The organism is Microcoleus sp. Aus8_D2, from assembly GCF_036702665.1.
Taxonomy (GTDB): Bacteria; Cyanobacteriota; Cyanobacteriia; order Cyanobacteriales; family Microcoleaceae; genus Microcoleus.
The window spans coordinates 11901-34591 of sequence record NZ_JAUBUN010000003.1 but is presented as its reverse complement, the minus strand read 5'-3'; the positions used below and the strand labels follow the sequence as shown (position 1 = coordinate 34591).

The 22691-nt window shown below is 44.9% G+C and carries 17 protein-coding genes; 3 read left to right on the top strand and 14 right to left on the bottom strand.

Going from position 1 to position 22691, the window contains the following annotated elements; translation table 11 throughout:
• Window positions 1–189: 189 nt before the first annotated feature.
• A complete protein-coding gene (locus tag QUB64_RS03280) occupies window positions 190–474 on the bottom strand; it encodes a DUF2470 domain-containing protein (protein WP_333267464.1) in 285 nt (94 codons plus the stop codon).
• A gap of 297 nt (window positions 475–771) precedes the next feature.
• On the opposite strand from QUB64_RS03280, the gene QUB64_RS03275 reads away from it, so the two are divergent.
• The 3 genes from QUB64_RS03275 to QUB64_RS03265 all read left to right on the top strand — a co-directional run bounded on the left by QUB64_RS03275 (window position 772) and on the right by QUB64_RS03265 (window position 3277).
• Complete coding sequence (locus QUB64_RS03275) at window positions 772–2112, top strand: serine/threonine-protein kinase (protein WP_333267462.1); 1341 nt, start codon at window positions 772–774, stop codon at window positions 2110–2112.
• Window positions 2113–2624: 512 nt separating this feature from the next.
• The gene (locus QUB64_RS03270; RefSeq protein ID WP_333267460.1) at window positions 2625–2912 is read left to right on the top strand and encodes a DUF433 domain-containing protein; all 288 of its coding nucleotides are present in this window, start codon (window positions 2625–2627) and stop codon (window positions 2910–2912) included.
• A 2-nt stretch (window positions 2913–2914) separates the two neighbouring features.
• Entirely contained in the window at window positions 2915–3277 is a 363-nt protein-coding gene (locus QUB64_RS03265) for a DUF5615 family PIN-like protein (protein ID WP_333267458.1), read from the top strand.
• 96 nt (window positions 3278–3373) lie between these two features.
• Here QUB64_RS03265 and QUB64_RS03260 read toward each other — a convergent pair whose 3' ends face one another.
• From QUB64_RS03260 to QUB64_RS03200, 13 genes are all read right to left on the bottom strand, one after another.
• The gene (locus QUB64_RS03260) at window positions 3374–5536 is read right to left on the bottom strand and encodes an SPFH domain-containing protein (RefSeq protein ID WP_333267456.1); all 2163 of its coding nucleotides are present in this window, start codon (window positions 5534–5536) and stop codon (window positions 3374–3376) included.
• Window positions 5537–5675: 139 nt separating this feature from the next.
• Complete coding sequence (locus QUB64_RS03255; RefSeq protein WP_333267454.1) at window positions 5676–6308, bottom strand: response regulator transcription factor; 633 nt, start codon at window positions 6306–6308, stop codon at window positions 5676–5678.
• Window positions 6309–6610: 302 nt separating this feature from the next.
• Window positions 6611–7642 (bottom strand): ATP-binding response regulator, encoded by a 1032-nt coding sequence (locus QUB64_RS03250; protein ID WP_333267452.1) that lies wholly within the window; start codon window positions 7640–7642, stop codon window positions 6611–6613.
• The gene (locus tag QUB64_RS03245) at window positions 7639–14205 is read right to left on the bottom strand and encodes an AAA family ATPase (RefSeq protein WP_333267450.1); all 6567 of its coding nucleotides are present in this window, start codon (window positions 14203–14205) and stop codon (window positions 7639–7641) included. Before QUB64_RS03245 ends, QUB64_RS03250 begins: the two co-directional genes overlap by 4 nt.
• A gap of 308 nt (window positions 14206–14513) precedes the next feature.
• Window positions 14514–14783: a glycosyltransferase gene (locus tag QUB64_RS03240; RefSeq protein WP_333343156.1), complete on the bottom strand. Its 270-nt coding sequence runs from the start codon at window positions 14781–14783 to the stop codon at window positions 14514–14516.
• A 51-nt stretch (window positions 14784–14834) separates the two neighbouring features.
• Entirely contained in the window at window positions 14835–15161 is a 327-nt protein-coding gene (locus QUB64_RS03235) for a hypothetical protein (protein ID WP_333267446.1), read from the bottom strand.
• A gap of 347 nt (window positions 15162–15508) precedes the next feature.
• A complete protein-coding gene (locus QUB64_RS03230) occupies window positions 15509–16150 on the bottom strand; it encodes a carbohydrate-binding protein (RefSeq protein WP_333267444.1) in 642 nt (213 codons plus the stop codon).
• Between the two features lie 61 nt (window positions 16151–16211).
• Window positions 16212–16547 (bottom strand): hypothetical protein, encoded by a 336-nt coding sequence (locus QUB64_RS03225; protein ID WP_333267442.1) that lies wholly within the window; start codon window positions 16545–16547, stop codon window positions 16212–16214.
• A 144-nt stretch (window positions 16548–16691) separates the two neighbouring features.
• A complete protein-coding gene (locus tag QUB64_RS03220) occupies window positions 16692–17771 on the bottom strand; it encodes a glycoside hydrolase family 64 protein (RefSeq protein WP_333267440.1) in 1080 nt (359 codons plus the stop codon).
• A gap of 35 nt (window positions 17772–17806) precedes the next feature.
• Window positions 17807–18247 carry a CAP domain-containing protein gene (locus QUB64_RS03215; RefSeq protein WP_333267437.1) on the bottom strand — a complete coding sequence of 147 codons (441 nt, stop codon included), beginning with the start codon at window positions 18245–18247 and terminating at the stop codon, window positions 17807–17809.
• Window positions 18248–18533: 286 nt separating this feature from the next.
• Window positions 18534–19313, bottom strand: coding sequence for a LysM peptidoglycan-binding domain-containing protein (locus QUB64_RS03210; protein ID WP_333267435.1), 780 nt, complete (start codon window positions 19311–19313; stop codon window positions 18534–18536).
• 301 nt (window positions 19314–19614) lie between these two features.
• A complete protein-coding gene (locus QUB64_RS03205) occupies window positions 19615–21963 on the bottom strand; it encodes a PhoX family protein (protein WP_333267433.1) in 2349 nt (782 codons plus the stop codon).
• 229 nt (window positions 21964–22192) lie between these two features.
• Window positions 22193–22660 carry a hypothetical protein gene (locus QUB64_RS03200; RefSeq protein WP_333267431.1) on the bottom strand — a complete coding sequence of 156 codons (468 nt, stop codon included), beginning with the start codon at window positions 22658–22660 and terminating at the stop codon, window positions 22193–22195.
• Between the last annotated feature and the right edge of the window lie 31 nt (window positions 22661–22691).

The window sequence follows — 22691 nt, the reverse complement described above, 5'->3', positions numbered from 1 at the left end:
GTTTGTAGTCAGGACTTTAGTCCTTCTAAATAATTTAAACGGACTAAAGTCCGTACTACGAACGAATTTTGAAATTAGATCGGCATCCAGGTTTGTAGTCAGGACTTTAGTCCTTCTAAATAATTTAAACGGACTAAAGTCCGTACTACGAACGAATTTTGAAATTATAACAGAATAGGGATAATTTGGCTACTTAGCAACTTTTCTGGCTTGTTTCACCATATCAATCAGAGTGTGGTGGGCATCTTCGGCATCTGCTAAAGTGCGATCGAACTTTACTCTCACAGGTACTGTTTCGCCGTTGACTTGAGCGGTTAAATCCATGCCGTTGGCATCGATAGAGAGCATTTGAGCGGATGTCGCCTCGGGTTTGCCGCCGTAGGCTTGAGCGTACAAAACTACGGCGCTAGCGTGATCGTCGTTCATGTGGGTGCAGATGCGATCGCTAATTTCGGTCGAAAACTGGTCTGACATGGGGATTCCTCATATGCAATTATCGATCGATTGTACTGCGATCGGTCAGACAAATTCGCAGTTGACCAATTACTTCACAATTTGCTAATATTGAAAAACATATTTTTGTTTGTAGTAAGGACTTTAGTCCAGAAACCGGGTTTTTACGATAAGACGCATTGTCACCGAGAGATTCTCTAAAAACCCGATTCCTTTAATCGGAGTGCGTAAATCCTGAGAATGCTTCCTGTTCATTGCTGTTTAAAGGCGAGACAGTTTATCATAATTAGCAACTAAATAGAATTTAAGCAACCTGCCATGCTGTGGACGCCCGGACAAATCCTCAAAACTCGCCCCTACCGTATCGACACCATCCTCGGACAAGGAGGATTCGGCCTTACCTACAAAGCAACGCACTTGCAACTCAACTATCAAGTTGTCCTCAAAACACCGAATCTGAGTTTGCAAAATGACCCGGAATACGCCAACTTTGTCCGCAGATTTATCCGCGAAGGGCAAATCTTAGCCAAATTTTGCCAAAACGCGCATCCTGGAATTGTCCGCATTAGCGATTTGTTTGAGGAGAAAGGCCTTTACTGTTTGGTAATGGATTTAGTCGTCGGGCAAAGTTTATGGGATACTGTACAGCAGCGAAGAAGACTCCCGGATACGGAAGCAGTAGCGATTATCCGCCAAATTGGAGAAGCATTAATTGACATTCATCAAGCAGGAATCGTGCATCGAGATGCCCATCCGGGTAATATTATGTTGCGCCGCAACGGGCAAGCTGTGTTAATTGATTTTGGCCTTGCAAGTGAATTAATTCCAACTGTTATTAGCAGCAGGCATCCTCATAACCCTGCTTTTGCTCCTTGGGAACAGCATATGGAAGGTAGTGGAAAACCAACGGTTGATATTTATGCTTTAGCTGCTTCTTTGTATTATGCGGTAACGGGACAAGTGCCAACGCCTTCTTTACAGCGACAATTTAAAAATATAGCATTGCCACCTGCGAAAAATTTTGGGGTGAAAGATTGGGTGAGTTTAGCAATAGAAAAAGGGATGGCATCCGATCCGCAAAAGCGGCCGCAGTCGATGAAAGATTGGTTGAGTTATTTGCGGGAACCGATTCCGCCAACAGTTGCGAATGTTTCGGTACAGCTTAAATCGGCGCGGGGTGTTGACTATACTCGTCTGCGGGATTTATTGGCGGCGGGGAAGTGGAAAGATGCAGATGAGGAAACAGTAAAGGTGATGCTGAAAGCTGCTAGACGGGAGAAGGAAGGTTGGTTGGAGCCGAACTCGATCGAGAATTTTCCTTGCGATGATTTGCGGACGATCGACCAATTGTGGGTAAAATACAGTCAGGGTCGCTTTGGCTTTAGCGTCCAGAAAAAAATCTGGTTGGAAGTTGGTGGTAAAGTTGATTATGAGACTGATTGCAAGCTGGGCGATCGTGTGGGTTGGCGAAAAGGAGGTTCGTGGTTGAATTTTACTGACTTAACCTTTAATAAAACAGCACCGTGCGGCCACCTCCCACAGGGTGTGGGGTGGGGGTTGGTGGGGACTGGTGCTTGTGATTTGCTGTTTCTCTTCTCTCGCATGGAGCTATGTGCGGGGGGGAGGAACATTTGGAGGACTTCGGGGGGTTTCTTCTGATGATGTGGGCGGGGATGATTCGATTCTGAAGCCCTTGAATGTCCTTCTCTCGCATCGAGAGCTGTAAGCTGTAATCTATAGCGATTTTGGCCCCTTGTCAAGTCTTTTTTTGAGAACCTTTTTCTACGAAGTTATCAGCTTTTGGTCATTTCATTACCTGCTACGCGGGGGTTTACTCTTCAAACAACAGACTCGCGAAATTCGGGTGATAGCAATTGGCCAACACAAACGGTTTGGGGCTCAGAAACTGGGTTTTTTACGAAATATTCGGTTGTAGCCAGCAGATTCGGTAAAAACCCGGTTTCTTTGGTCAGTGCGTCACTCCTAATCTACTCTAAAGTCGAGAAACCTGGAGGACTTACGCATGAGATCAGAAACCGGGTTTTTGACAAAAATACTTCGCTTTCACGCGCAGATTCGGCCAAAAACCCGGTTTCTCTAGTCGCAGCGCGTCGAAAATATTAATAATTTATGCTATACTTAACTTCTAGTTTTTAACCCCAGATTCACCTATGCCAACTTTAACTGATATTGGCACTCTCATCATTTCCACACCAGAAACCTGTGGAAATCGCCCCCGCATCGCAGGCACTAGAATAACAGTTCAACGAATCGCAGTTTGGTACAAAATGGGGATGAAACCCGAAGAAATTATTGCAGAAATTCCCCACTTAAATTTAGCACAAGTTCATGCAGCATTAGCTTACTACTACGCTAATAAAGAGCAGATAGATGCCGATATTGTAGCTGAAGAAGCTGAGTGCGATCGCTTAGCCAACGAACACAAAGCGGGGAGTTAATCTTGAGCCAAATTCGTTTATATTTAGATGAGGATATTCTCGAACGCTCCCTAGTCAAAGCGCTCCGAAGTGCAGGTATTGATGTAGCTACCACTGCTGAAGCTAATAATCTCAGTTGCACTGATGAAGAGCAATTAATATGGGCAACTGCCCAAGGGCGAGTTATCTATACTTTGAATGTGGGAGACTTTTGTCGCTTGCATAAAATTTATATGGAACAAGGTCAGGAACATTCAGGAATTGTAATGGGCAGACAAAGTTATTCTATTGGGGAACAATTGCGAGGATTTTTGAGGTTAATTTCTACAAAGTCAGCAGAAGAGATGATCGCTCAGCAAGAGTTTCTGGGAAATTATATGGACTAGCAATAATCCTTGTCAGCATCCATAGAGATACTCATATACCCTGACTTCTTAAAGAAGTCAGGGTATATGAGTATTCTATCGTACAAACGGCACAGCCTAACTAAAAGATCGATCGTCAAACGGCAATTCATCAAACAGCGAATCAATATCAGCCTCAGAATTCGCAACAGGGGAATTAGCGCGAGATGCCGGCGGCTTAACAGAATTCACCTCGGCTGCTGATAACTTGGCCGCAGGTTCCGATTTCGGTAACTTAACTACAGGTAATTCTCCACCATTGTCTCCGTTTTTGCTGGTTTGATTCCACATCATCATTCCCAGCAAACCGTCTACCAAACCGCCGCCGCTACCGTTGCCGCTAACTGCAACATCCGGTACAACTCGCACGTTGCGATCGCCTATAATTTGCATTAACTGCAAAGCCGTATAACCGGAACCGCCCAAAGCCACAACACCCGCGCGATAAGCTTCCGCTTGAGCATTTCCCTTCACCCGAATCGACTCAGCCTCGCCTTGAGCTTGTTTTACCTGAGAATTCGCTTTTAACTCAGCAATCTTCACGCCTTGTTCCGATTTCACCATCTCTTGCTGAATCTCGGCCAAAGCAGTTTCTCTGACCAATTGTTGCCGCTGAGTTTGGGCTATTTGCTGCACTTCATACGTCTTGCACTGTTCCTCGGCAATTTTGCGATCGGTTTGAGTTTGCATCAACTCGGCGGGCGGCAAAATATCCCCGATCAAAGTATCAATTGCTTGCACGTCGTAGGTACGCAAAGCTGCTTTGATATATTCGGCGGCTTCCGCTTGTCTGCCGCTGCGGGCGGAGAGAAAATCTAGGACAGAATAAGCTTGAGCTGAATTGCGGAAATAATTGCCGATTGTCGGCTGCAACACGTGGTCTACTAAATTTTGCATCGAGCCGACGCGAGAGATGACTTTCGGAGCATCCAAAGCTCCCACGTGAATGATTTGAGCTACTTCTAAGTCGAAGGCAAAACCGTCTTGGGAACGCACTGTTAAAGATGAAAGTTTAGAGTCGTAACTGTGCCGTTCTGTTTTACCCGACCAGTTCAATACAATATTAGTAGTTGGCACTAATTCTACTTTTAAAATGCGAGTGTTCAGCGGATGTTTCCCCGGATAAAGAGGTGTCACCCACACGCCTTTGTTGCCGACATTTACTAAGTTTCCGTGGGTGAAAGCTGCGCCGCTGACATCTTCTGAGGTTTTGCCGACATAGGAAATCACGGCGCCCACATAGCCGATCGGGATTTCGGTCATCGCCACCTGGTCAACCCCTACAAACCAAGGGTTTAAGTTCCAGGAACCGGACAGCAAAACCTGTTCCTGCAAGCCGCGCCGCCCGCCACCGCTGATAAATTTTTGGGCGTTTTGGAAGTTGTCGTGATTCGGAATAATCGGGCCGGCAATTTCGCCATCTTGAATGGGAACGCCGTCATAAGTTGTCACAATTCCTACTTTATCCGGCGCAATTTTGTAGAGCTTCAACTGTTCGGCTGTCATTCCGTGTTTGGGAGCGTTAGCTGCTGTGATTACGGTAAATAATGCCGTGTTAATTCGATAGCTGCCGCCCGTCAATATTCCGAGTTGCCGACCTTTTTCGCCGCCTGCTTTCAGAAATTTACGAGCATCTTGAAAATTGTCGCATTCTGTGTATTTACCGAGAATTCGCTGCGGCGGAATCGACTCGCCACCTGCTGCGATAATCAGGGCAATTTCACCTTGGGGAACTACTGTTAAAGATTCTTTGCGGACGTTGTATTGCAAAGGCCAATAACCCCAATGCCAACCGGGAGGTAATGTATCGGCTTGATATCCAGCTTCACCGTTTAAGGCAATTAAATCGCCTGCGGGTAAAGATTTGCCGCCGAAGCTAAACTTTTTGCTGACAATGCCAACTTCGCGATCGCCAATTACGACTAATCCACCAAAAAATAACGGCAGCACTAGAATAATTATCATACCGCCGATCGCGATCGGGATAACTCCACCCCCATCGAGCTGCATTGTCTGCACGGGAACCGTGGTGCGTAACTGCCCTAGCTGCGAACTATAATCGGGTTTGGTGGCTAGTTGGATCGAGGTTTGAGTTGGGGGAGGGATATCGCCACTAGCTAATACCGGCGAGGGTTTCAAACTGGTTGTTGCACTAAGTGCTAAAGACGCCGAAATGGCGGCTGCTAACTGTTTTAAAACTCGAACTTGGACTTGAGATTTGGGCAAAAGTGAATCAAGCATTTTTTTGATAAGAGCTAATTTGTCCTATTAGCTCTACCTTAGCTCTGCTCAAAAGTTTTGAGGTAAAACTTAAGCTCTTATTTTTCATTACTTGCAGTCATAATAGTCATAGTTATGAGTATAAATACTGACAAATAAACTACAGGCTGACAATCCCCCGTTTTAAGGCAGTAATGGCGGCTTGCGTGCGATCGCCAACTCCCATCTTGGTCAAAATATTGTTGATGTGAAACTTGACTGTGCTTTCGCTGACGTGCAGCACTTGACTAATTTCGTGGTTGCTTTTACCGCCGACGATCAGGCGGAGGACTTCTAATTCGCGATCGCTCAAGGAGGGCCCGCTGAGGCGATCGGCCAACTTCACACCCACCGCCAGCGGAATATACTTTTTACCCTCAAAAACAGCCCGAATTGCTGCCAAAAGTTCCTCCGGTTCCGCATCCTTAAGCAAATAGCCCTTAGCACCAGCTTGCAAGCCGCGATAGATGTTTTCATCGCCGTCATAAGTCGTCAACACCACAATTCGCGCCCTAGAAAACTCCCCACAAATCGCAGAAATGGCCGCGACTCCATCCATTTGAGGCATTCGCAAATCCATCAGCGCTACATCCGGCTGATGTTGGCGAAACATTGTCACAGCTTCCTCGCCGTTGCTGGCTTGCGCCACAACTTTCATATCCGATTCGTTTTCTAACAACGCCACTAAACCTTGCCGCACAATATAATGATCGTCGGCAATTAAAACGCGAATAATATTGGATTCGTTAGTCATGGTTTCCCTGTTAATCTTATGAAAGAGGCTATGAAAAGAAACCCGGTTTCTCAAGCCCCGACGTTATGGAAAGAAGTTTCTCAAGCCGCGACGCTAGGGAAAGAAACCGGGTTTCTACGAAAACTTTGGGTGGGTAACGAGATATCTCCAAAGAAACCCGGTTTCTCAAGCCCCGACGCTAGGGAAATAAGTTTCTCAAGCCCCGACGCTAGGGAAAGAAACCGGGTTTCTACGAAAAATTTGGGTGGGTGACGAGGTATCTCCAAAGAAACCCGGTTTCTCAAGCCCCGACGCCAATCCGGTTACTCCCGATTAATTGAAATTATAACTTCCGTTCCATCTCCCGGCTGACTTTTGATATTCAATTGTGCATTAATACGTCCCGCACGTTCTCTCATTCCCAATAAACCAAAGCCATTACTCAAACAAATACTTTTCATATCAAATCCCTGTCCGTTGTCTTTCACCTGCAAAATAAACTTCGATGTTTCATAAACCAAATTAATTTTTATTTCCGTAGCCTTGGCATATTTAAAAGCATTTGTCAACGCTTCCTGCCCAATGCGTAACAGGTTATTTTCCACCTCTAAGGGCAAAGGATAACTCATCCCAATTACTTTAACAATAGTGCCCGTATCAGTATTATAGGACATTTGTTTCGCAATGTATTTGAGAGCGCTATACAAATCGCCATCTTCTAACAGTTGCGGGCGCAAAGATTCTACGGAACGGCGCGCTTGAGCAAGTCCAGAGCGAGCCAGTTCGCACACTGTTTTGATATGTCCTTGTGCTTGTTCTGGATTTGCTGTTATTACCCGTTCTGCGACTCCCAAATGTATGATAATGCCTGTAAAAGTTTGGGCTAAAGTGTCGTGAATTTCCTGCGCCATCCGGTGGCGCTCTTCCAGAATATTTTGGTCGATGAGTTGTCGAGAAAGCCTTCTGAGCCGCAATTGATTTTCGACGCGCACTAAAACTTCTTGTTGTTGAAAAGGTTTGGTAATGTAATCTATGCCGCCCACAGAAAATGCTTTGACTTTATCAAATATCTCCTGCAAAGCGCTGATAAAAATTACTGGGATATCCTGACTGCGCTCACAAGATTTAAGTTGTTCGCAAATTTCATAACCGTCCATTTGAGGCATCATAATATCGAGTAAGATTAAATCGGGTAAATGGGACTGGATAAAGTTGAGAGCTAATTTGCCGCTTGGGGCTAGGTGAACTTTATACCCAGCGGCTGATAGTATCCCGCTTAAAAGTTTTAAGTTGTCAGGACTATCATCAATAATTAAAATACTTTCTTGGCGGGTCATATTGAGGTTTTTGTTCATGTTTTATCCCTCAATGTGTGGATTAAATTTAGCAACTGTTCGTACTGAAAATTTTTAATACAAGTTGCGATCGCCCTAGCTAAGGGCTGATTGATTTCGCGGATTTGACCGATCGCTATTTGCATCTGTTCCAAATCGAGATTGCTAATGGCTTGCTGGAGGTTGGCTACTAACTCAGGAGGCAGTGCAGAAAAGGCGGCTTTTGTCAATACATTTACTTCATTTTCTGGGAAACTGGGCGCAGCATTTAGTTCTTCAAAGATGAATCGCACTCCGATATGTTTGTGCAGGGCATCAAATATGTTGGCTTCTCTAAATGGTTTGCGAATAAAATCATCGCATCCGGTAGAAAGAACCACGGCTTTTTCTTCCTCAAAGTTGCTTGCTGTTATCGCCACAATTGCTGTAGCTTGACCTTGGATTCCCTCCCCGTCGCTCTTAGAAAGGGGTTCGATCCCCCCCCCGCCCCCCTTAAAAAGGGGGGAGCTAGATGATGCTTTTGAGCCTTCTGGGCTGCCCTTAGAAAGGGGTTCGATCCCCCCCCCGCCCCCCTTAAAAAGGGGTTCGATCCCCCCCCCGCCCCCCTTAAAAAGGGGGGAGCCAGATGATGTTTTGGCTTTAATTTGTTTGGTTGCTTCATAGCCATCCATCACCGGCATCCGCAGATCCATAAAGATTAAGTGCGGTGCATATTGCTCCCACTTTTCTATTGCTTCTATCCCATTTTTGGCTTCGTAGATTTCAAAACCCAAGGGGGAAAGCAGTTTAACTAGCAGTTGGCGGTTGTCCCAACGATCGTCTGCAATGACAATTCGATAGCGAGGTTGATCCGGTGCGATCGCAATTACTCGCCTGCTGGGCTGTTCCGGTGGGCGATCGGCACTTTCGACAGCATTAACTTTTATGTCAAATTTGAATGTTGTACCGACTCCCGCACGAGAGTTAACAGTCATTTCACCGCCCATTAACTGCACAAAAGAACTGGCAATTGTCAAGCCTAATCCGGTTCCTTGTTGGGATTTTTCCCCGGTTTGGGTTTGCACAAAAGCTGCAAATAGCTTGTCTAATTCACTAGCATCAATTCCCTCTCCCGTGTCTTCAATTTCAAAGCAGATATGCTGAGCCGACTCCTGATTTGTGATTCTCACATCAATGCCGCCTTGGGAGGTAAATTTAATCGCGTTAGAAAGCAAGTTAATCAAGATTTGGCGCAATTTTATTTCATCAGTCCGCACGTATTGCGGAACATCTGACGCCCGCTCTACTAATAACTGCAATCCCTTATTTTCTGCTTGCAGTTGAAACATATCTTCGATGTCGTTTAGCAGGCGGTGGAGGTCAAAGTTAGTCTCGTTGAGCGTGGCGCGTCCGGCTTCTATTTTGGACAAATCTAATACTTGGTTAATTAGTGCGAGCAAATGTTCGCCACTGCGGGTGATAATGTTCAGGTGTTCTTGCTGTTCCTGAAATAGGTTAGAACCGCGATTCATTAGTTGGGAAAAACCGAGAATTGCATTGAGGGGAGTTCGCAATTCGTGGCTCATATTTGCGAGGAATGTACTTTTTGCTTGGTTGGCTGCTTGGGCTGCGGATTCGGCTCGTTGGCGATCGATGATTTCTCGCTGTAGTTCAAATGTGCGATCGCTCACTTGCTGTTCTAAGGTGCGGTTGTAGTCGGCTAGCAGCTTTTCGGCTTGTTTGCGATCGGTGATATCTGCAAAAGTGGCGATCGCGTAATTAATCTTACCAGTTTCATCCACAATGGGCGTACTGGAAACTTCCAAGGAAACAATCTTATCAGGTCGGTGCAACTCCATATCGTCTACTTTGATTGTTTCACCCCCTAAAGAGCGCACAATGGGCATTTGGTGCGTGGGATATAACTGGTTCGTTCCTGCGAGATAAACTTGACCAACTTCTGCTAATTGCTCGGAATTTGCTGCGGGTATAGTCGGAATGGCGCTTAGTTGATGCGCTGTGCGATTTGCATAGGTGATTTGTCCGGTGGTGTCGTGCACGCTTACGCCGATCGGCATTGCATCGATAAATTGAGTCAGCCGGCTTTCGCGTTCCTTGACTTGGGCGTAGAGTTGAGCGTTCGTAATGGCGATCGCGGCTTGTCCCGATAGCAATTGTAACACTTCCAGGCGATCGTCCGTAAAAGCTTGGGCGGTGAGGTTATTTTCGAGATAAACGATCGCACTCAGTTGACCTTGATTCATCAAAGCTGCACACAAAATAGATTTAGTTTGATGCGCTTTAATGTAAGGATCGTTGGTAAATTGTCCCTCGCGGCTGGCATCATTTAGCACTAAATTTTCTTGACTGCGAGCGACATAATTGATAACGGCTTGGCAAAGATCCGGGCAGTTTTCAATCGGAATCGATGGCAATACTTGGATGCGAACGCTATCTACTGCGCCTTCAGCTTTCACCAGCAATTTTCCTTGATCTTCTAAAATCAAGTATCCCGTTTGCGCCCCCACATTTTCAATCAAAATCTTCATCAGTTTGGACAGTAAATCATCCAGGACGATTTCGCCAGCAATCACCTCTGAAGCTTTCATTACTGTATCGATATCCAAGGAAGAACTAGAACGGCTGCCCGTGGTTGATATAGTTGTTGAAATGGGTTTATTTGTCGGTCGATCGATCGCAAATAATTGCGGGTATCGCGTTTCTAAATCTTTGACTTTAGCCGCCGCACCCCAGAGTTGATAGCAGTAACGAGCTTCCTGCATATAAGCTTTGGCTGTTAATTCTTTCTCCCTGGATAAATAAAACTTGGCTGCGAGTTCGTAGGCGAGGGCGGCTTCATGGATGTATTCGTGTTCTTTGGCGAGGGAAATCGCGCGATCGTAAAAGTCGATCGCTTGTGTATCTTTGCCAATAACCCGATATTTTTCTGCCTCAACTAGATTAAATTTGTGCGAGTGATTCATCGGGGCATGATCCGCCCATTTTTTGAGTTTTTTCTGATTAGCTGCGACCTTTTTTAAATATTGCTTTTGTTCTAGTTGAGAAGCATCAGAATATAATGAAAGCTGAGCCAGCGACTCATAAAAATAACAGTATGACACTTGAAGAACTCCACTAGCACTCTCTACATACTGCATTGTAGAAGCTGCATTTGATACAGCTTCAGCATATTGCCCAAATAAATAACAAAGAATCATTTTATAAAAATGCAGGGCAAAAATCGAAGTGCCATCGTTCGCTTCAGTTAACAATTGCAGCGCAGTCCGCTCGTCATAGGCACTGCCAACTAAATAGCAGGGATTTTCCGATTTACCTAATAAATTAAAAACCGACTGCTGTAATGGTTTAATCTGCCAAACAATCGGGTCAAATTTTAACTGTTCGATCGCATCGCGATAAATAACAATATCGCGTTCCAGTCCCGACAATTCCGAACCGACGAGGTACGAATAACCGCAGTAAGTTTGAGCAGCACAAGCAGTTTCTTCCACTAGACCTGTTTCCAATCCGCTTTTGTAAGCCTCTAACAAAGATGGTAAAGTTTCTTTCGCTGGCGCTTTCCAGTGATGGATGAAGTCATTAAATGGTTCGAGGACTTTAGCTTTTAATTCTGGTTTGTTAAATTGCTCCAACATCCTCAATGCTAGTTGACCAAATTTATAACCATCTTCAATATCTCCCACCACTCCGCACAAAATTAATCCATAAACTGTATAGCCATGGAGAGACTCAGGATAGTTGCCATACTTTACAGATAAAATCACCTGCTTAAACACAATTAAAGGCATCAGTTGAGGGGCAAAGCCATAGGTGGCAGTAGTCATAAATGACAAGATACGCAGTGCAGCTTGTTTAGCAGGATCGCTTCCTTGAGGTAGATTGGCTAAATCCTCAATGCGTTTCCCAGCTAGGGTTAACTTAACTTCCAGCAATCCTATTATGCTATCTAGATTATTAGGCTTTGCGGGCAGTTTTACTCCCAACTCCCTCAGAATTTTTAGCCCCATATTAACTGCCAGATCTGGTTGATTTTGGGCAGCATGAGTAGCCATTTTTACTTCTATTACTTTGACTCGATCGACCTCTGTTTTAGCATTTTCTAGTACAACAGCACCTAAACTTTCCATATGCTCAAAATCGCCCAAAATGTAAGCTAGCTCTGCGGCTTGTTGATGCAATTGCAAGCTGAGGTTGTATTGTGCCAGCCAACAGTTTTCTCCCAGCAAATTTATGCCTGTTTGCAGGTAGTTAAAAGCTGGCTGATAAGCTGCTGATGCCTTGGCTTTATTGCCAGCAATCAGATTTAATTGAGCTAGTTCATCTTTTGCCGATCGATCGCTAATTAATGAGGTGGCGAAATTCAGTTGATTAACAATGTCAAATATTTTTTCTTCCCGGCGCTCTTGAGAAGTATTTTGCAGCAGCATTTGCCCAATTTGTCTGTGGACGATCGGCTTATCCTGTTCGGCAATTAGCGAATAAGCAGCTTGCTGAATTCTGTCGTGGACGAATTTGTATTCTAGCGATTGACTGCTGGGTAATTTACCTACAATTTCTAATTCCACATCTCCCATATTCCCCAGCAACACGACTAAATTTTCCGCAACTGCTACATACAAATCATCTGCCGTTTCTCGCAGCGATTTTTGACAAAGCGAAGCTAGAGTTTTTACATCAAATTGATTGCCAATGCAGGCTGCTATTTTTAACTTTTCCTGCGCATTCTCCGGCAGTATTTGAATTTTGCTAGACATCAATTCGACAACATTATCAGTGAATCCCCTGGCTTGAATTTCCCCTAAATCCCATTCCCATCTGGCAGCGGTAAAGTCAAATTGTAACAACCCTTCCGTATAAAGCGCTTTAAGAAATTCGTTCATAAAGAAAGGATTACCACCAGTTTTCAACAGCACTAACTCAGCCAGGGCTATGACTCTTTCCTGACGGCAGTTCAGCGCATCGGAAATCAATTGAGTGACGGTGGGCAAATCCAAAGGTGACAGGAAAATGCGATCGACACTGACTTTATTTTTGATAATTTCTTCAATTGTCAAGTTTAACGGATGAGCGGGAGAAACTTCGTTATCTCGATACGCGCCAATTAGAAACAAACCAGGTGTCCTACCGTTCATTAACAGTTCGATTAACTTGAGAGAAGCGCCATCAGCCCACTGCAAATCGTCTATGAATACAGTCAGAGGATGTTCTGGTTTAATAAAGACTGTAATGAAATTCTGAAACACTAAATTAAAGCGATTTTGGCTTTCGCTCAGCCCAACCTCTGGGACTGCTGGTTGCTTGCCGACGATAGATTCTAGCTCGGGAATCACATCAATGATTACTTGACCGTTGCTCCCTAAAGCTGTTAATAATTTTTGCCGCCACTCTTGAAGCTGTAGTTCACTTTCTGCTAACAGTTGCTTGACTAATTCTCGCAGGGCGCTGACAACAGCACTGTAGGGAATATTGCGCTTGTACTGGTCGAATTTCCCGGAAATGAAATAGCCCCGTTTTTGAGTTATCGGTTTATAGAGTTCTTGCACGATCGCGCTTTTGCCAATGCCAGAATAACCCGCAATCAGAAACATGGCGCTTTGCTCGGAAGCTCGATCGAAAGCAGTTAAAATAGTGGCAATTTCTCGCTCTCTGCCGTAAAGTTTTTGCGGAATTTGAAATTTATCGGAAATGTCTTGACAAGCTAACCGAAAAACTGATATTGTATTAGAGTCGTGCAATTGATTCAAGCATTTTTCTAAATCCGCTTTAATGCCCAAAGCACTTTGATAGCGCTCCTCAGCATTTTTCGCCATTAACTTCATGACAATATCCGAAATAATTTTCGGAATTTCTGGATTAATCTCAGATGGAGATAAAGGCTGTTTTGCAATATGGCTGTGTACCAATTTCAGCACATCATGAGTGTCAAAAGGCAGTTGGTGGGTTAGCAGTTCGTAAAAGGTGGCGCCGAGGGAATAAAAATCAGTGCGGTAATCAAGACTGCGGTTCATTCTGCCGGTTTGTTCCGGCGACATATAGGCGAGAGTTCCCTCTAAAACGTTGGGATTTTTTAGGCTGTGATTCTCTCGCGTTAACTGTGTAGAAATGCCAAAGTCGATGATTTTTAGCTGGCGGGTATCTGGATTGAAGACGATATTTGAGGGGTTGATGTCTTTGTGGATGATGTTGGCTGCGTGAATTTGTCCTAAACTGTCAGCGGTGGCGATCGCAATTCGTAACACTTCTTCGAGAGTAAATTTTTGTTGCTGCATCCAAATTTTCAAAGATTCGCCGCCAAAATCCTCTAAAAACATCACCAGCGTGTTTTGATATTGCTGCAAATCGTAGGCTTTGATACACCCCGTCAGGTTCAAAGATTGCGTAATCTTATACTCTGTGCGGTAGCGGGCGAGTTCTTGGGGTGTGGGATAATTTTCTTTCAGGACTTTGAGGACTACGGGTCGATCGCGCGATCGGCTAAATGCTCGGTAAACCAGGGAATTCGCACTTTCGTAGATTTGACTTGTGACTTCAACGCCAGGAATAGTCAGCATATTCACCCTGCGGTCAACTGTGGAGTCGAACATAGCATAAATATGCCGATCGCACAAGACGTGCGCCAGCAGTCGAGCTATTTTAGATTTTAGATTTTAGATTTTAGATTATCTCGGCACGGGTGGTCAGAAACCGGGTTTTTTAACTAAATATTTGCTTAAAACCTTCAATCTCGGTTAAAAAACCCGGTTTCTTGGTTCCTAGGGCGTCCGCGATTATACATTTGACTCCACAGCTTAAATTTGAGAAGCCAAGACAGGTTTCCCAGTCAAAATAACCTGTTCGATAATATCAGCAGCTTTTTTGACTCCGCCCGATCGCGCGTTAGCGAAGCCCGCCCCTACGGGAGGCTCATCAACGAAGAGGATCCCCCTTGCATCTGGATCGCCCTTTGTTTGTACGAATCTTGTGTCAGCACTGTCTCAATTGTCGATCGCAGTTTAGCAACACTCAACTCCTTCAAAGAAACCACCTCACCAACACCAGTATAAGCAATCCGCGCCGCAATTCCCGGCTGGTCGTTAGCAACAGGAATTGCCACTAATGGTACTCCATAGCTCAACGATTCCAAAGTCGTATTCATCCCAGCGTGAGTAATCGTCAGAGCCACTTTTTGCAATTGTTCCTCCTTCAATTGAAACTTGGTCTACGAGTAGAGCTTCTATACCAGATTGTTTAATAGCGGTTGGCCCGGCCCGTCTCTGAGAATAGCATCTAATCTTTTATGACCTGGTTTAAGACTATGTTGCAAAGCAGCGAGTCCGCTGAGTTTTCCTCGTTGGGTAAACTCTTCTGCATTTGAACCGAGGGGAAACTCATCTTCAGCTAATGGCTTAAATTCTAATCCGCTGGCTAAGGTGTTCGATCGAGCATCGAGGAAGCCCACTACTATGACTCGATGGCCTCGGCGAAGCAATTCACAGCCTAAAGGCATCATGACGTTGAGGTGGCCGGTGTCGGCCGGACAGATAATACCGAAGTGGGTCATTAGGGAACGCTCGTGTGAGTTGCATTTTTTGTAGCATTATATCTGCGGTATGAGTCGTTTTTGTGGCTGGGGCGATTCGCTACCCTTTCCTACGGCTGAATGTTGTGAGGGAGGAAGGGTTTGGGCGCTTGTTTGTTGCTAGAATGCGATCGCTCTTTTTTTTACGACTCTTGGGTTAGCGCTTTCCTATTTGCACTTCGCCGTTTAGCAACACTCAATTGTTTCAAAAAGACTACTTCGCCCCAAAGCTACCTTTCTCAAGATAACGCTGCGTTTAGCTTGGCTTTGATGCGGAAAAAGAGGCTGGGTTGACCTGAGGAAACCCAACCTACAAGCTCAGCATTCTGCTATTGAGAAGGGATTAATTCCCACAAGGCAGGAGTATTCGGTGGAATCCAGTTATCTGCATAAACCGTATGTAACTGTCTGCATTTGTATTTTTTATCCTGAAATGCTATTACCTCGCCTACTTTATAGGACGCGTTCAGCGCCCAAAGTTTCAGTTGAGGTCTTTCCGATTGATTTACTTTTTTGCCAAACGACCCATTGATATAAAATTCAGCTTGTTGTTTATTCCATTTTTCTGCTGGTGGAACATTAGCGATATTTGTTGGCTGCTCTAACAGGTTTTTCCCAACTGAACTCTCCAACAAATAATTGGAAATTCTTGCCTTTTCTGTAGAATACTCTAGATGTTTTCGAGGTGTGATAGCTATTATTGAACCCCTGTTGTTGCTCGCTGTAATTCCATACTCCTGTTTGACTTCTTCTAGTTTGTCTTTGAGAATTGATTTAGCGACACCACAGAGAGTTGATAGTACAGGGAAACTCGTGGATAGCGCCAGTATTACAGCAGGCACGAAGGAAACTGCTTCTGCTCGATCGTCTTCGTGGGAATGTATTAAAGAAGGAATTGCCAAGCCAATGCCAGCGCTGACAGATATTGTCATAAATTTCCGTCTTTTAATTGGAAAACCATTCTTTGACATAAATAAAAAAAACTCCTGTTAGCGAACATTAATAAACAGTAAAAGCAATAACTAATCAATATCACCCATCCATTAAATCATACTCCTGCCCATTTACTTCTAATTTATATTCAAAGCTTTCCCATTTGAAGGGATTGACATTAACGGTGACAATAACTGTCAAGCTATTGTTGGAACACAAATCTCTGCTGATACCTTTTACTTGGGAAGTTCCCAGATTATTAATCTTCTCCTTTTTGAGAGATGAATTATTGACAATCAATTCAACTTCAAAAAACCCTTTGATGAAAAGAGACATAATTTCTATGTCATTTCTAGCAAACAAAATAGGTGATAAATTCACTTCAATCAAGTTTGAACTAACATTGGCATATTTGCGATCTCTTAATAATCCCATGAAACCTCCCTTCGCAGCTTTTTTTGCTAGTCTTTACAATCAAACATTGGTGGAAAATTTTAGTCAAATAATTAGCCAAAAAAGCAAATTATATAGTAAACTATCGGCTAGTATGGCGGATAAAACCCAAGTAATAATTTTCGATCAATCCCAGCTTATAGCTACCTTCAATTCTTCAGGATTCTGCTCTTCAAGCAAGGTACTTTGCTCGCAGACATCATCAAATGGAAATCCATAAGCTTTGTTATCAATGCTGTGACGATGCCAGAATTCTGCATAGTAATTAGCCGGAGCATTTTGATAATACTTCTCTGGAGTATACCGATTTTCTGGACTGCGTAATATGTGCCTGTTGAGCATAGCGCTAAGTTGAGATTGAATGACCTTTGCAGTAGCATCGCCTTTCGCAAATACCCCCGCACACTCAAAAACTTGGGAAGATGTGGGATAGTCAATCGTATATTTTGTATTGACATCCCCATCCTTTGTAAAGGCAAAAATATTATTTTCTACCTTGCCTGTAAAAGTTCCCTCATGTGTACTAAAAACCAGTTCGCTTGACGCATAATATTGCCACATTTCAGCGATGTAGCTATCGAAGTATGTTTCGTATTTTTTACCAGTACCGAAATCCCCTTTAAAAGGCGCTATAATTCTGTATGCTGTCTCAGCCAGAGATTGAAATTCGATGGGGACACTTGCCATGTAGTCGTTGAACAAAGCACTTCTTGATTCGGTTATTCCTCGTTTTTGAGGAAATCCATCCGGTGCTGTCAACTCGATGGTCATTGGGAAACCAAATTGATCTACCTGAGTGGTATTACCGTGAAAACCAGCATCGTCAATGGTAAATTCCAGCCAATCAAAATAAACGTCCACATTCGGGTCAGATGAATTAGCCGGATTTGGGCCAACAAAACCATATCCATTGTTGAGAATTTTAAGATAAACTGGTGATCCGAGACTAATATAGGCCCGACCTGAATCGATTTTAGGAACTTTTATTTCGGGTATTTCACTGACAGTATGGGAATAATTGCACCAATTTATTTGATTTTTTATCAAAGAACCGGGCGCATCATTATCACTCTCATTGCAGGGGATTAAATTACCATCTTTGTCTACATGACAAAGTTGACCTGTGGAATTGTTGCCGATGATTACAAAGTATATCCGATCGGAGGAGTATGCTCCTCCAGTGTTATTGGTGAATGAAAATTTCATAATGTTCTCCTTTTCAACAAGCGAGTTCGTAATATTTACCCAGCCGGATCGGATTCGTGTCCAAACCATACTGCTGCATAGCCTTTATAGATGCCAATACCCATTGCATTCCAGGGTTGAGTCCAAATACCTTGGTTGAGAATTACACTGTTGTGAGGGGGACTATTTTTCCAGGATTCAAGGGCTGCTTCAGGTGTGATATTTCCACCGAGACGGCCTGTGGCAATTTCATAGCCGTTACCCTGATAGGATGTTAACCGCTTAGGAGCATCCCACATACATTTTTGACCTTCCTCATGATTTGGATCGTAAGCACAGTTGCTCCAGCTATGTGTAATCTCAGTAGCAAAGCCGTCCAAGTCTTGCACGTGGGTTTGAGCTACATAATCAAGCGATCGCGATCGTGGAATTATTTCTGGCATCCCATTCTCGGCACGATATTGATGGATCAAGTTATATAACGTTTCCGTTTCCATGTTTAAACTCCTTTTGCTAGGTTTGTTGAAGGCTTTGGTGTTACCTGAGTTGTGAATAAATCAAGGCGACGCCAAGAAATTCAGAGATAATGATAGTTACATCTTGCGATCGGATGTATTTTGTGCAAGGGTTCCAGATATGTTGTGCGGCGCATCCAGAACACTTGCTACAAAGTTTTTGAAACAGAATCTACAGAATTTTTAGTAGTGCGCCATGTTTTCGCAAAAGATACTCTCACCCATGCAGACACCCAAAATTTGGGTAAAAAGCTGGCTTGAGAATGTGTTACGAAAAATCTGCTGGTGTCACGTTGTAACCACCATATTCTTCGATGTAACGGAGAATAGATGTGCCAAATTCATCATGACTGACTTCGTTATTCAATAGAAGTTTAGCTACTCCATAGGGGCCGCGCAAGTGTGCTCCCGCTAGAATGCCAGAAAGGGAAATCGTGATGGTTTTTGACACCCCATTATCCATAAATGCCTTGGGCTGACCAAGGTAATTATTTACGGACTGTCCTTGCTCCCCAAGCGCAGTATTGACCCGCTGCCAGTTTTGGTTAAAAGCCTCACGAATTGCTGCTTCTTGAACATCTGGAGAATTCTTGAATTGTTCTTGACTATTAACGCCCCTCTTTCCTGTCCAAGTACCTTGCCAATAATTCTTGTCAGCACCATTTCCATAGAAAACACCTGCGGTGTAGTAACCTAGATCGATCAGCAAAGGTTCTCCAAATTGATACTTACCCATGAAACCCAATGAGTTTTCAACCTTGTACTGATTGGGATCTCCTGATGGTAAGCCTGATTCAAATGCTCCAAGTGCTTCTAGCATATTTTGCAAATTTCCATTACCACCAGATGACGGAGAGGGAGGGGTATAGCCAGGAATACATATCTCCTGACCAGGCTGCAAATTGCTAGCATCATTGTCTGTCAATAAGCTGCCATCTGGTTTGCTCATTTCACGCCAACGATTACCATCACCTAATTGTTGCTCGGCAATGTTATAAAGCTTATCTTCAGCCTTTATTATGTACGAAGTACCGACTGTACAAGCCATAAATGACCTCCACTGAATAGGTGTTGAAAATATCAAGGTAACCAACAATTTTCTAGACTATTTCTGCTGGCGTTTGCTCTGTAAAACCACTTTAGGGGAATAAGCCCGAGGAATGTGCTAACTGATGGTTTAGTTTTTAGACCATAAAACATGGCAGCCACTAAGCTGATCTGAAGTGCAGGAAATAACCTGAACTTTTGGCTAGGTGTCGCGCCAAACTAAGTAATACCTATGCTCACAAGTAAGGACACGGCATTGCCGTGTCCCTACTGATATTGCGTACAATAAGAAGCCGATCGCGCTAGACAAACTGGCCGCTTGAGGTCGATCGCACGCGACGAATACCAATCACCGACGGCATCGGCGATCGCCTGCGATCGTTCTCAATATTGCTCGGCCACAAACTCCCCCGCGCCACAGTCCGAGTTTGATTGAAAACAGCACCGTTTAAGTCCAACATTTCAATTTGTCGGCGTAAAACAGTACCATCATCGATCGGGCAATCTTCCCCCGGATGCTGCACCGAAATCAGCAGCGTATCTCCGACAAAAGTCGGCCCAGTCATTTCGCAGCGGTTCGGGCCTTGAGCAAACGGAATTACACTTCCCGCATTCGGGCCCGATGTTGGAATGTAAAACAGCCAATTGTTGCCGAAAACACCCGTAAAGTCCGAGACATTTCCAGTCTTCGTGTGGTCGATCGCATTTGGCTTACCAACAGCACCCACATCAAAACCGTTGTGCGTAGAAGTAGACATATCAGTCACGCCCCAAATATTGCCTTGACTGTCAAAAGCTAAATTATCCACACTCGCAAATCCCGCGCCAGCTACTGTACCGGCTTCTCCACCTTGAACGAAACGCTGCCAGCGGAAAGTCAAACCAGCACCATCGGGACTGTCTTCAATTATTTTGTAAATTCCTCCCGACTGCTGAGTGCTATTGAGGGCGCTACCGTATTTAGCAACAGTAAAAATCCGAGAATCTGGATAGCCATCGCTTCCCGGTGCAGCATCAGTATAGGCAATGAAAACTTCCTTAGTAGTAGGATTGATTTCCAAATCTTCCGGCCGCGCCGTCGGAGTTCCGCCAATCAAATTAGCAGCTAAGAAAGCATCAACTAAAACCGCACCTTGGCTGCTGTAAAAATTAGCAAGAGTTTTATTTCTGTAGCCGGGAAGTGCTGTTGCTTCATTAGTTATATCTGCTACAAAAGAACCGCCGTCTTCGGTTTGACTGGCAATTCCCGCGCGTTTGGGCAAGCGAGTATTGCCATCTCTTTGAGCTTTGCCAAAACTTGCCAATTCGGCTTCGGCCATTTTTTTGGGGCTCACCGGATTGGTTTGAGCATTGATTGTCAGCGGCAGCCATCTTCCCGCACCGTTGCGATTGTATTGGGCGACGTACAAAACGCCGTCTTCTAATAAGCGGCTGTTGGTTTTATCTGCGGGATTTGTAATAGTACCGTTGCTGACAAATTTCCAGGTGTGTCCGCCGCGCCGATCGTCTCCCATGTACACTACTAACTTGCGTCCCGCTTCGGCGCGAATAGCGACGTTTTCGTGGCGGAAACGGCCTAAAGCGGTGTGTTTGCGGGGGCGGAAATTCGGATCTTGCGGATCGACTTCTACCATCCAGCCGTATTTTTCGCCGACTAAGCCGAATTCCTCACCTGTTGTTCCCTTGGCGTAGCTGGTTTGGCCGCCGTTGGGTTTGACGTTTTCCTGAACTCCCACGAAGAATAGTTCGCTGCCTTGGAAATTTTCTTCGGCGGAGAGGATTGTACCCCAGGGAGTTGTGCCGCCGGAACAGTTGTATGCTGTGCCGATGATGCGGTTGCCGAGTCCGTCGCTGTTGACGGTGGCGAAGACTTGGGTAGCTGCGGGGCCCGTTCCTGTGAGATAGTTATTGTCGCCTTGTCTGGTTCCCCAGGAGGTTACTGCTTTGTATTTGTCGCTGCGCTGGCTGTTGATTCCGAGGCCGGAAAGTCCGTGGATGCGTCGGTTGAGGGGGTCGCGGGCGATCGCCAAAAAACGTCCGTTAGCTTGTTTGGTGATGCGGACGATCGAACCACCGAGATTGTACAGGAATTCGCCGAGGGTAGCCTGATTTTTTACTGACAAGTCTATACCGAGGACGGCGCGATCGCTCGCTGGAAAAGATGCCACATCCGCCGGGGCTTCGGGCGCGATTTTCGACATTGGGAAAGATACGTATTCGTGGTTAACCCAGAGATAGCCGTCGTCATTGCTGCCGCGCAGGCCTACGAAGCCTGTGTAGTCGTTGTTGTAGCCGAAATAGTCTGCCAAATCGGGGAAAACTCGATCGCCCCAGCGCAGAATCACATAACGTTCGTATTCCGGCGGCACAACCACATCATCAACCACGTTGTAGCTGGTTAATTTAGTATCTGGCGAGGCTGCCATTACAGTCCCCTGTCCGTTCACAGCCGCAGGCATGAAACTCGACAGTTCTCGATAAATTGGCAGCGGGTGGGGAAGTCTTAAAGGAGTGAAAGATGTCGGAACTACAGCTTCAGCATCGCTGGAATTGATGCCGAACAATGATTGAGTTAGCTTAGGAGCAAGGACGGTGGTAGCTGCACTGCTACCGAAGAAAATTAGCAGTTGTCGGCGAGTTATTTTAGACATAAATTCCTTTTCAACCCAACATCCCTAGTCAGACGAGTCTCAATAGAAATTTACTACTGTTAAATTAAGGATAGTTAAACTTTTGGTTAATTAAACTAGGGGGATAATTTAGTTAAGAATCGGTTAAATAGTTGTTCGTAGTGCGGACTTCAGTCCGCTCTCCGGGAGCGGACTGAAGTCCGCACTACGAACGAACCGTTTTTGTTGTGGTAATCGACTGGACATGATATCAATCATCTCGGAAGCCCGGATCGTTTTGTCGGGATGCCGGCCGGCTCGGCCCGGGTACATTAATCCTTTGCGAAGGCCCGGAATTTGCGGGCGAGATGTTGGGATCTATGAATCCCAGCAGCAATTTAGCATCCGCAAAATATCTAGTCCACTGTTCGATGCTCGAATTTTTCTGCCACTGGCTGCGGGATATTCTCGATCGCAAAACCGGAACTCTTTGCCGGCTGCGATCGGCTGTAACTATCACTGTAACTTCTGTTATTCCGGGATTTTCAAGAAACTGGCGGGCGATCGACAATGCGGCCAAATCTTCCGCCTGCTGCACTAAACTTGCATAAGATTGACTGCCGTCGGCATCTAAGGTAAGATAGGTTTCCTTAGTTTCGGCTAAAGATGCTGATATACTTGCCGCGAAAAAAACCGTTGCTAAAAGCAAGGCTGAAAATAAGCGCCGCTGCAAACTCATTATTTTTTGAACGAAATGCTGACACTTGTCA

What these genes read in the sequence shown, in the direction of transcription:
- QUB64_RS03280 (WP_333267464.1), bottom strand. Translation starts at nt 474, where the DNA reads ATGTCAGACCAGTTTTCGACCGAAATTAGCGATCGCATCTGCACCCAC.
- QUB64_RS03275 (WP_333267462.1), top strand. Translation starts at nt 772, where the DNA reads ATGCTGTGGACGCCCGGACAAATCCTCAAAACTCGCCCCTACCGTATC.
- QUB64_RS03270 (WP_333267460.1), top strand. Translation starts at nt 2,625, where the DNA reads ATGCCAACTTTAACTGATATTGGCACTCTCATCATTTCCACACCAGAA.
- QUB64_RS03260 (WP_333267456.1), bottom strand. Translation starts at nt 5,536, where the DNA reads ATGCTTGATTCACTTTTGCCCAAATCTCAAGTCCAAGTTCGAGTTTTA.
- QUB64_RS03255 (WP_333267454.1), bottom strand. Translation starts at nt 6,308, where the DNA reads ATGACTAACGAATCCAATATTATTCGCGTTTTAATTGCCGACGATCAT.
- QUB64_RS03250 (WP_333267452.1), bottom strand. Translation starts at nt 7,642, where the DNA reads ATGAACAAAAACCTCAATATGACCCGCCAAGAAAGTATTTTAATTATT.
- QUB64_RS03245 (WP_333267450.1), bottom strand. Translation starts at nt 14,205, where the DNA reads ATGTTCGACTCCACAGTTGACCGCAGGGTGAATATGCTGACTATTCCT.
- QUB64_RS03235 (WP_333267446.1), bottom strand. Translation starts at nt 15,161, where the DNA reads ATGACCCACTTCGGTATTATCTGTCCGGCCGACACCGGCCACCTCAAC.
- QUB64_RS03230 (WP_333267444.1), bottom strand. Translation starts at nt 16,150, where the DNA reads ATGTCAAAGAATGGTTTTCCAATTAAAAGACGGAAATTTATGACAATA.
- QUB64_RS03225 (WP_333267442.1), bottom strand. Translation starts at nt 16,547, where the DNA reads ATGGGATTATTAAGAGATCGCAAATATGCCAATGTTAGTTCAAACTTG.
- QUB64_RS03220 (WP_333267440.1), bottom strand. Translation starts at nt 17,771, where the DNA reads ATGAAATTTTCATTCACCAATAACACTGGAGGAGCATACTCCTCCGAT.
- QUB64_RS03215 (WP_333267437.1), bottom strand. Translation starts at nt 18,247, where the DNA reads ATGGAAACGGAAACGTTATATAACTTGATCCATCAATATCGTGCCGAG.
- QUB64_RS03210 (WP_333267435.1), bottom strand. Translation starts at nt 19,313, where the DNA reads ATGGCTTGTACAGTCGGTACTTCGTACATAATAAAGGCTGAAGATAAG.
- QUB64_RS03205 (WP_333267433.1), bottom strand. Translation starts at nt 21,963, where the DNA reads ATGTCTAAAATAACTCGCCGACAACTGCTAATTTTCTTCGGTAGCAGT.
- QUB64_RS03200 (WP_333267431.1), bottom strand. Translation starts at nt 22,660, where the DNA reads ATGAGTTTGCAGCGGCGCTTATTTTCAGCCTTGCTTTTAGCAACGGTT.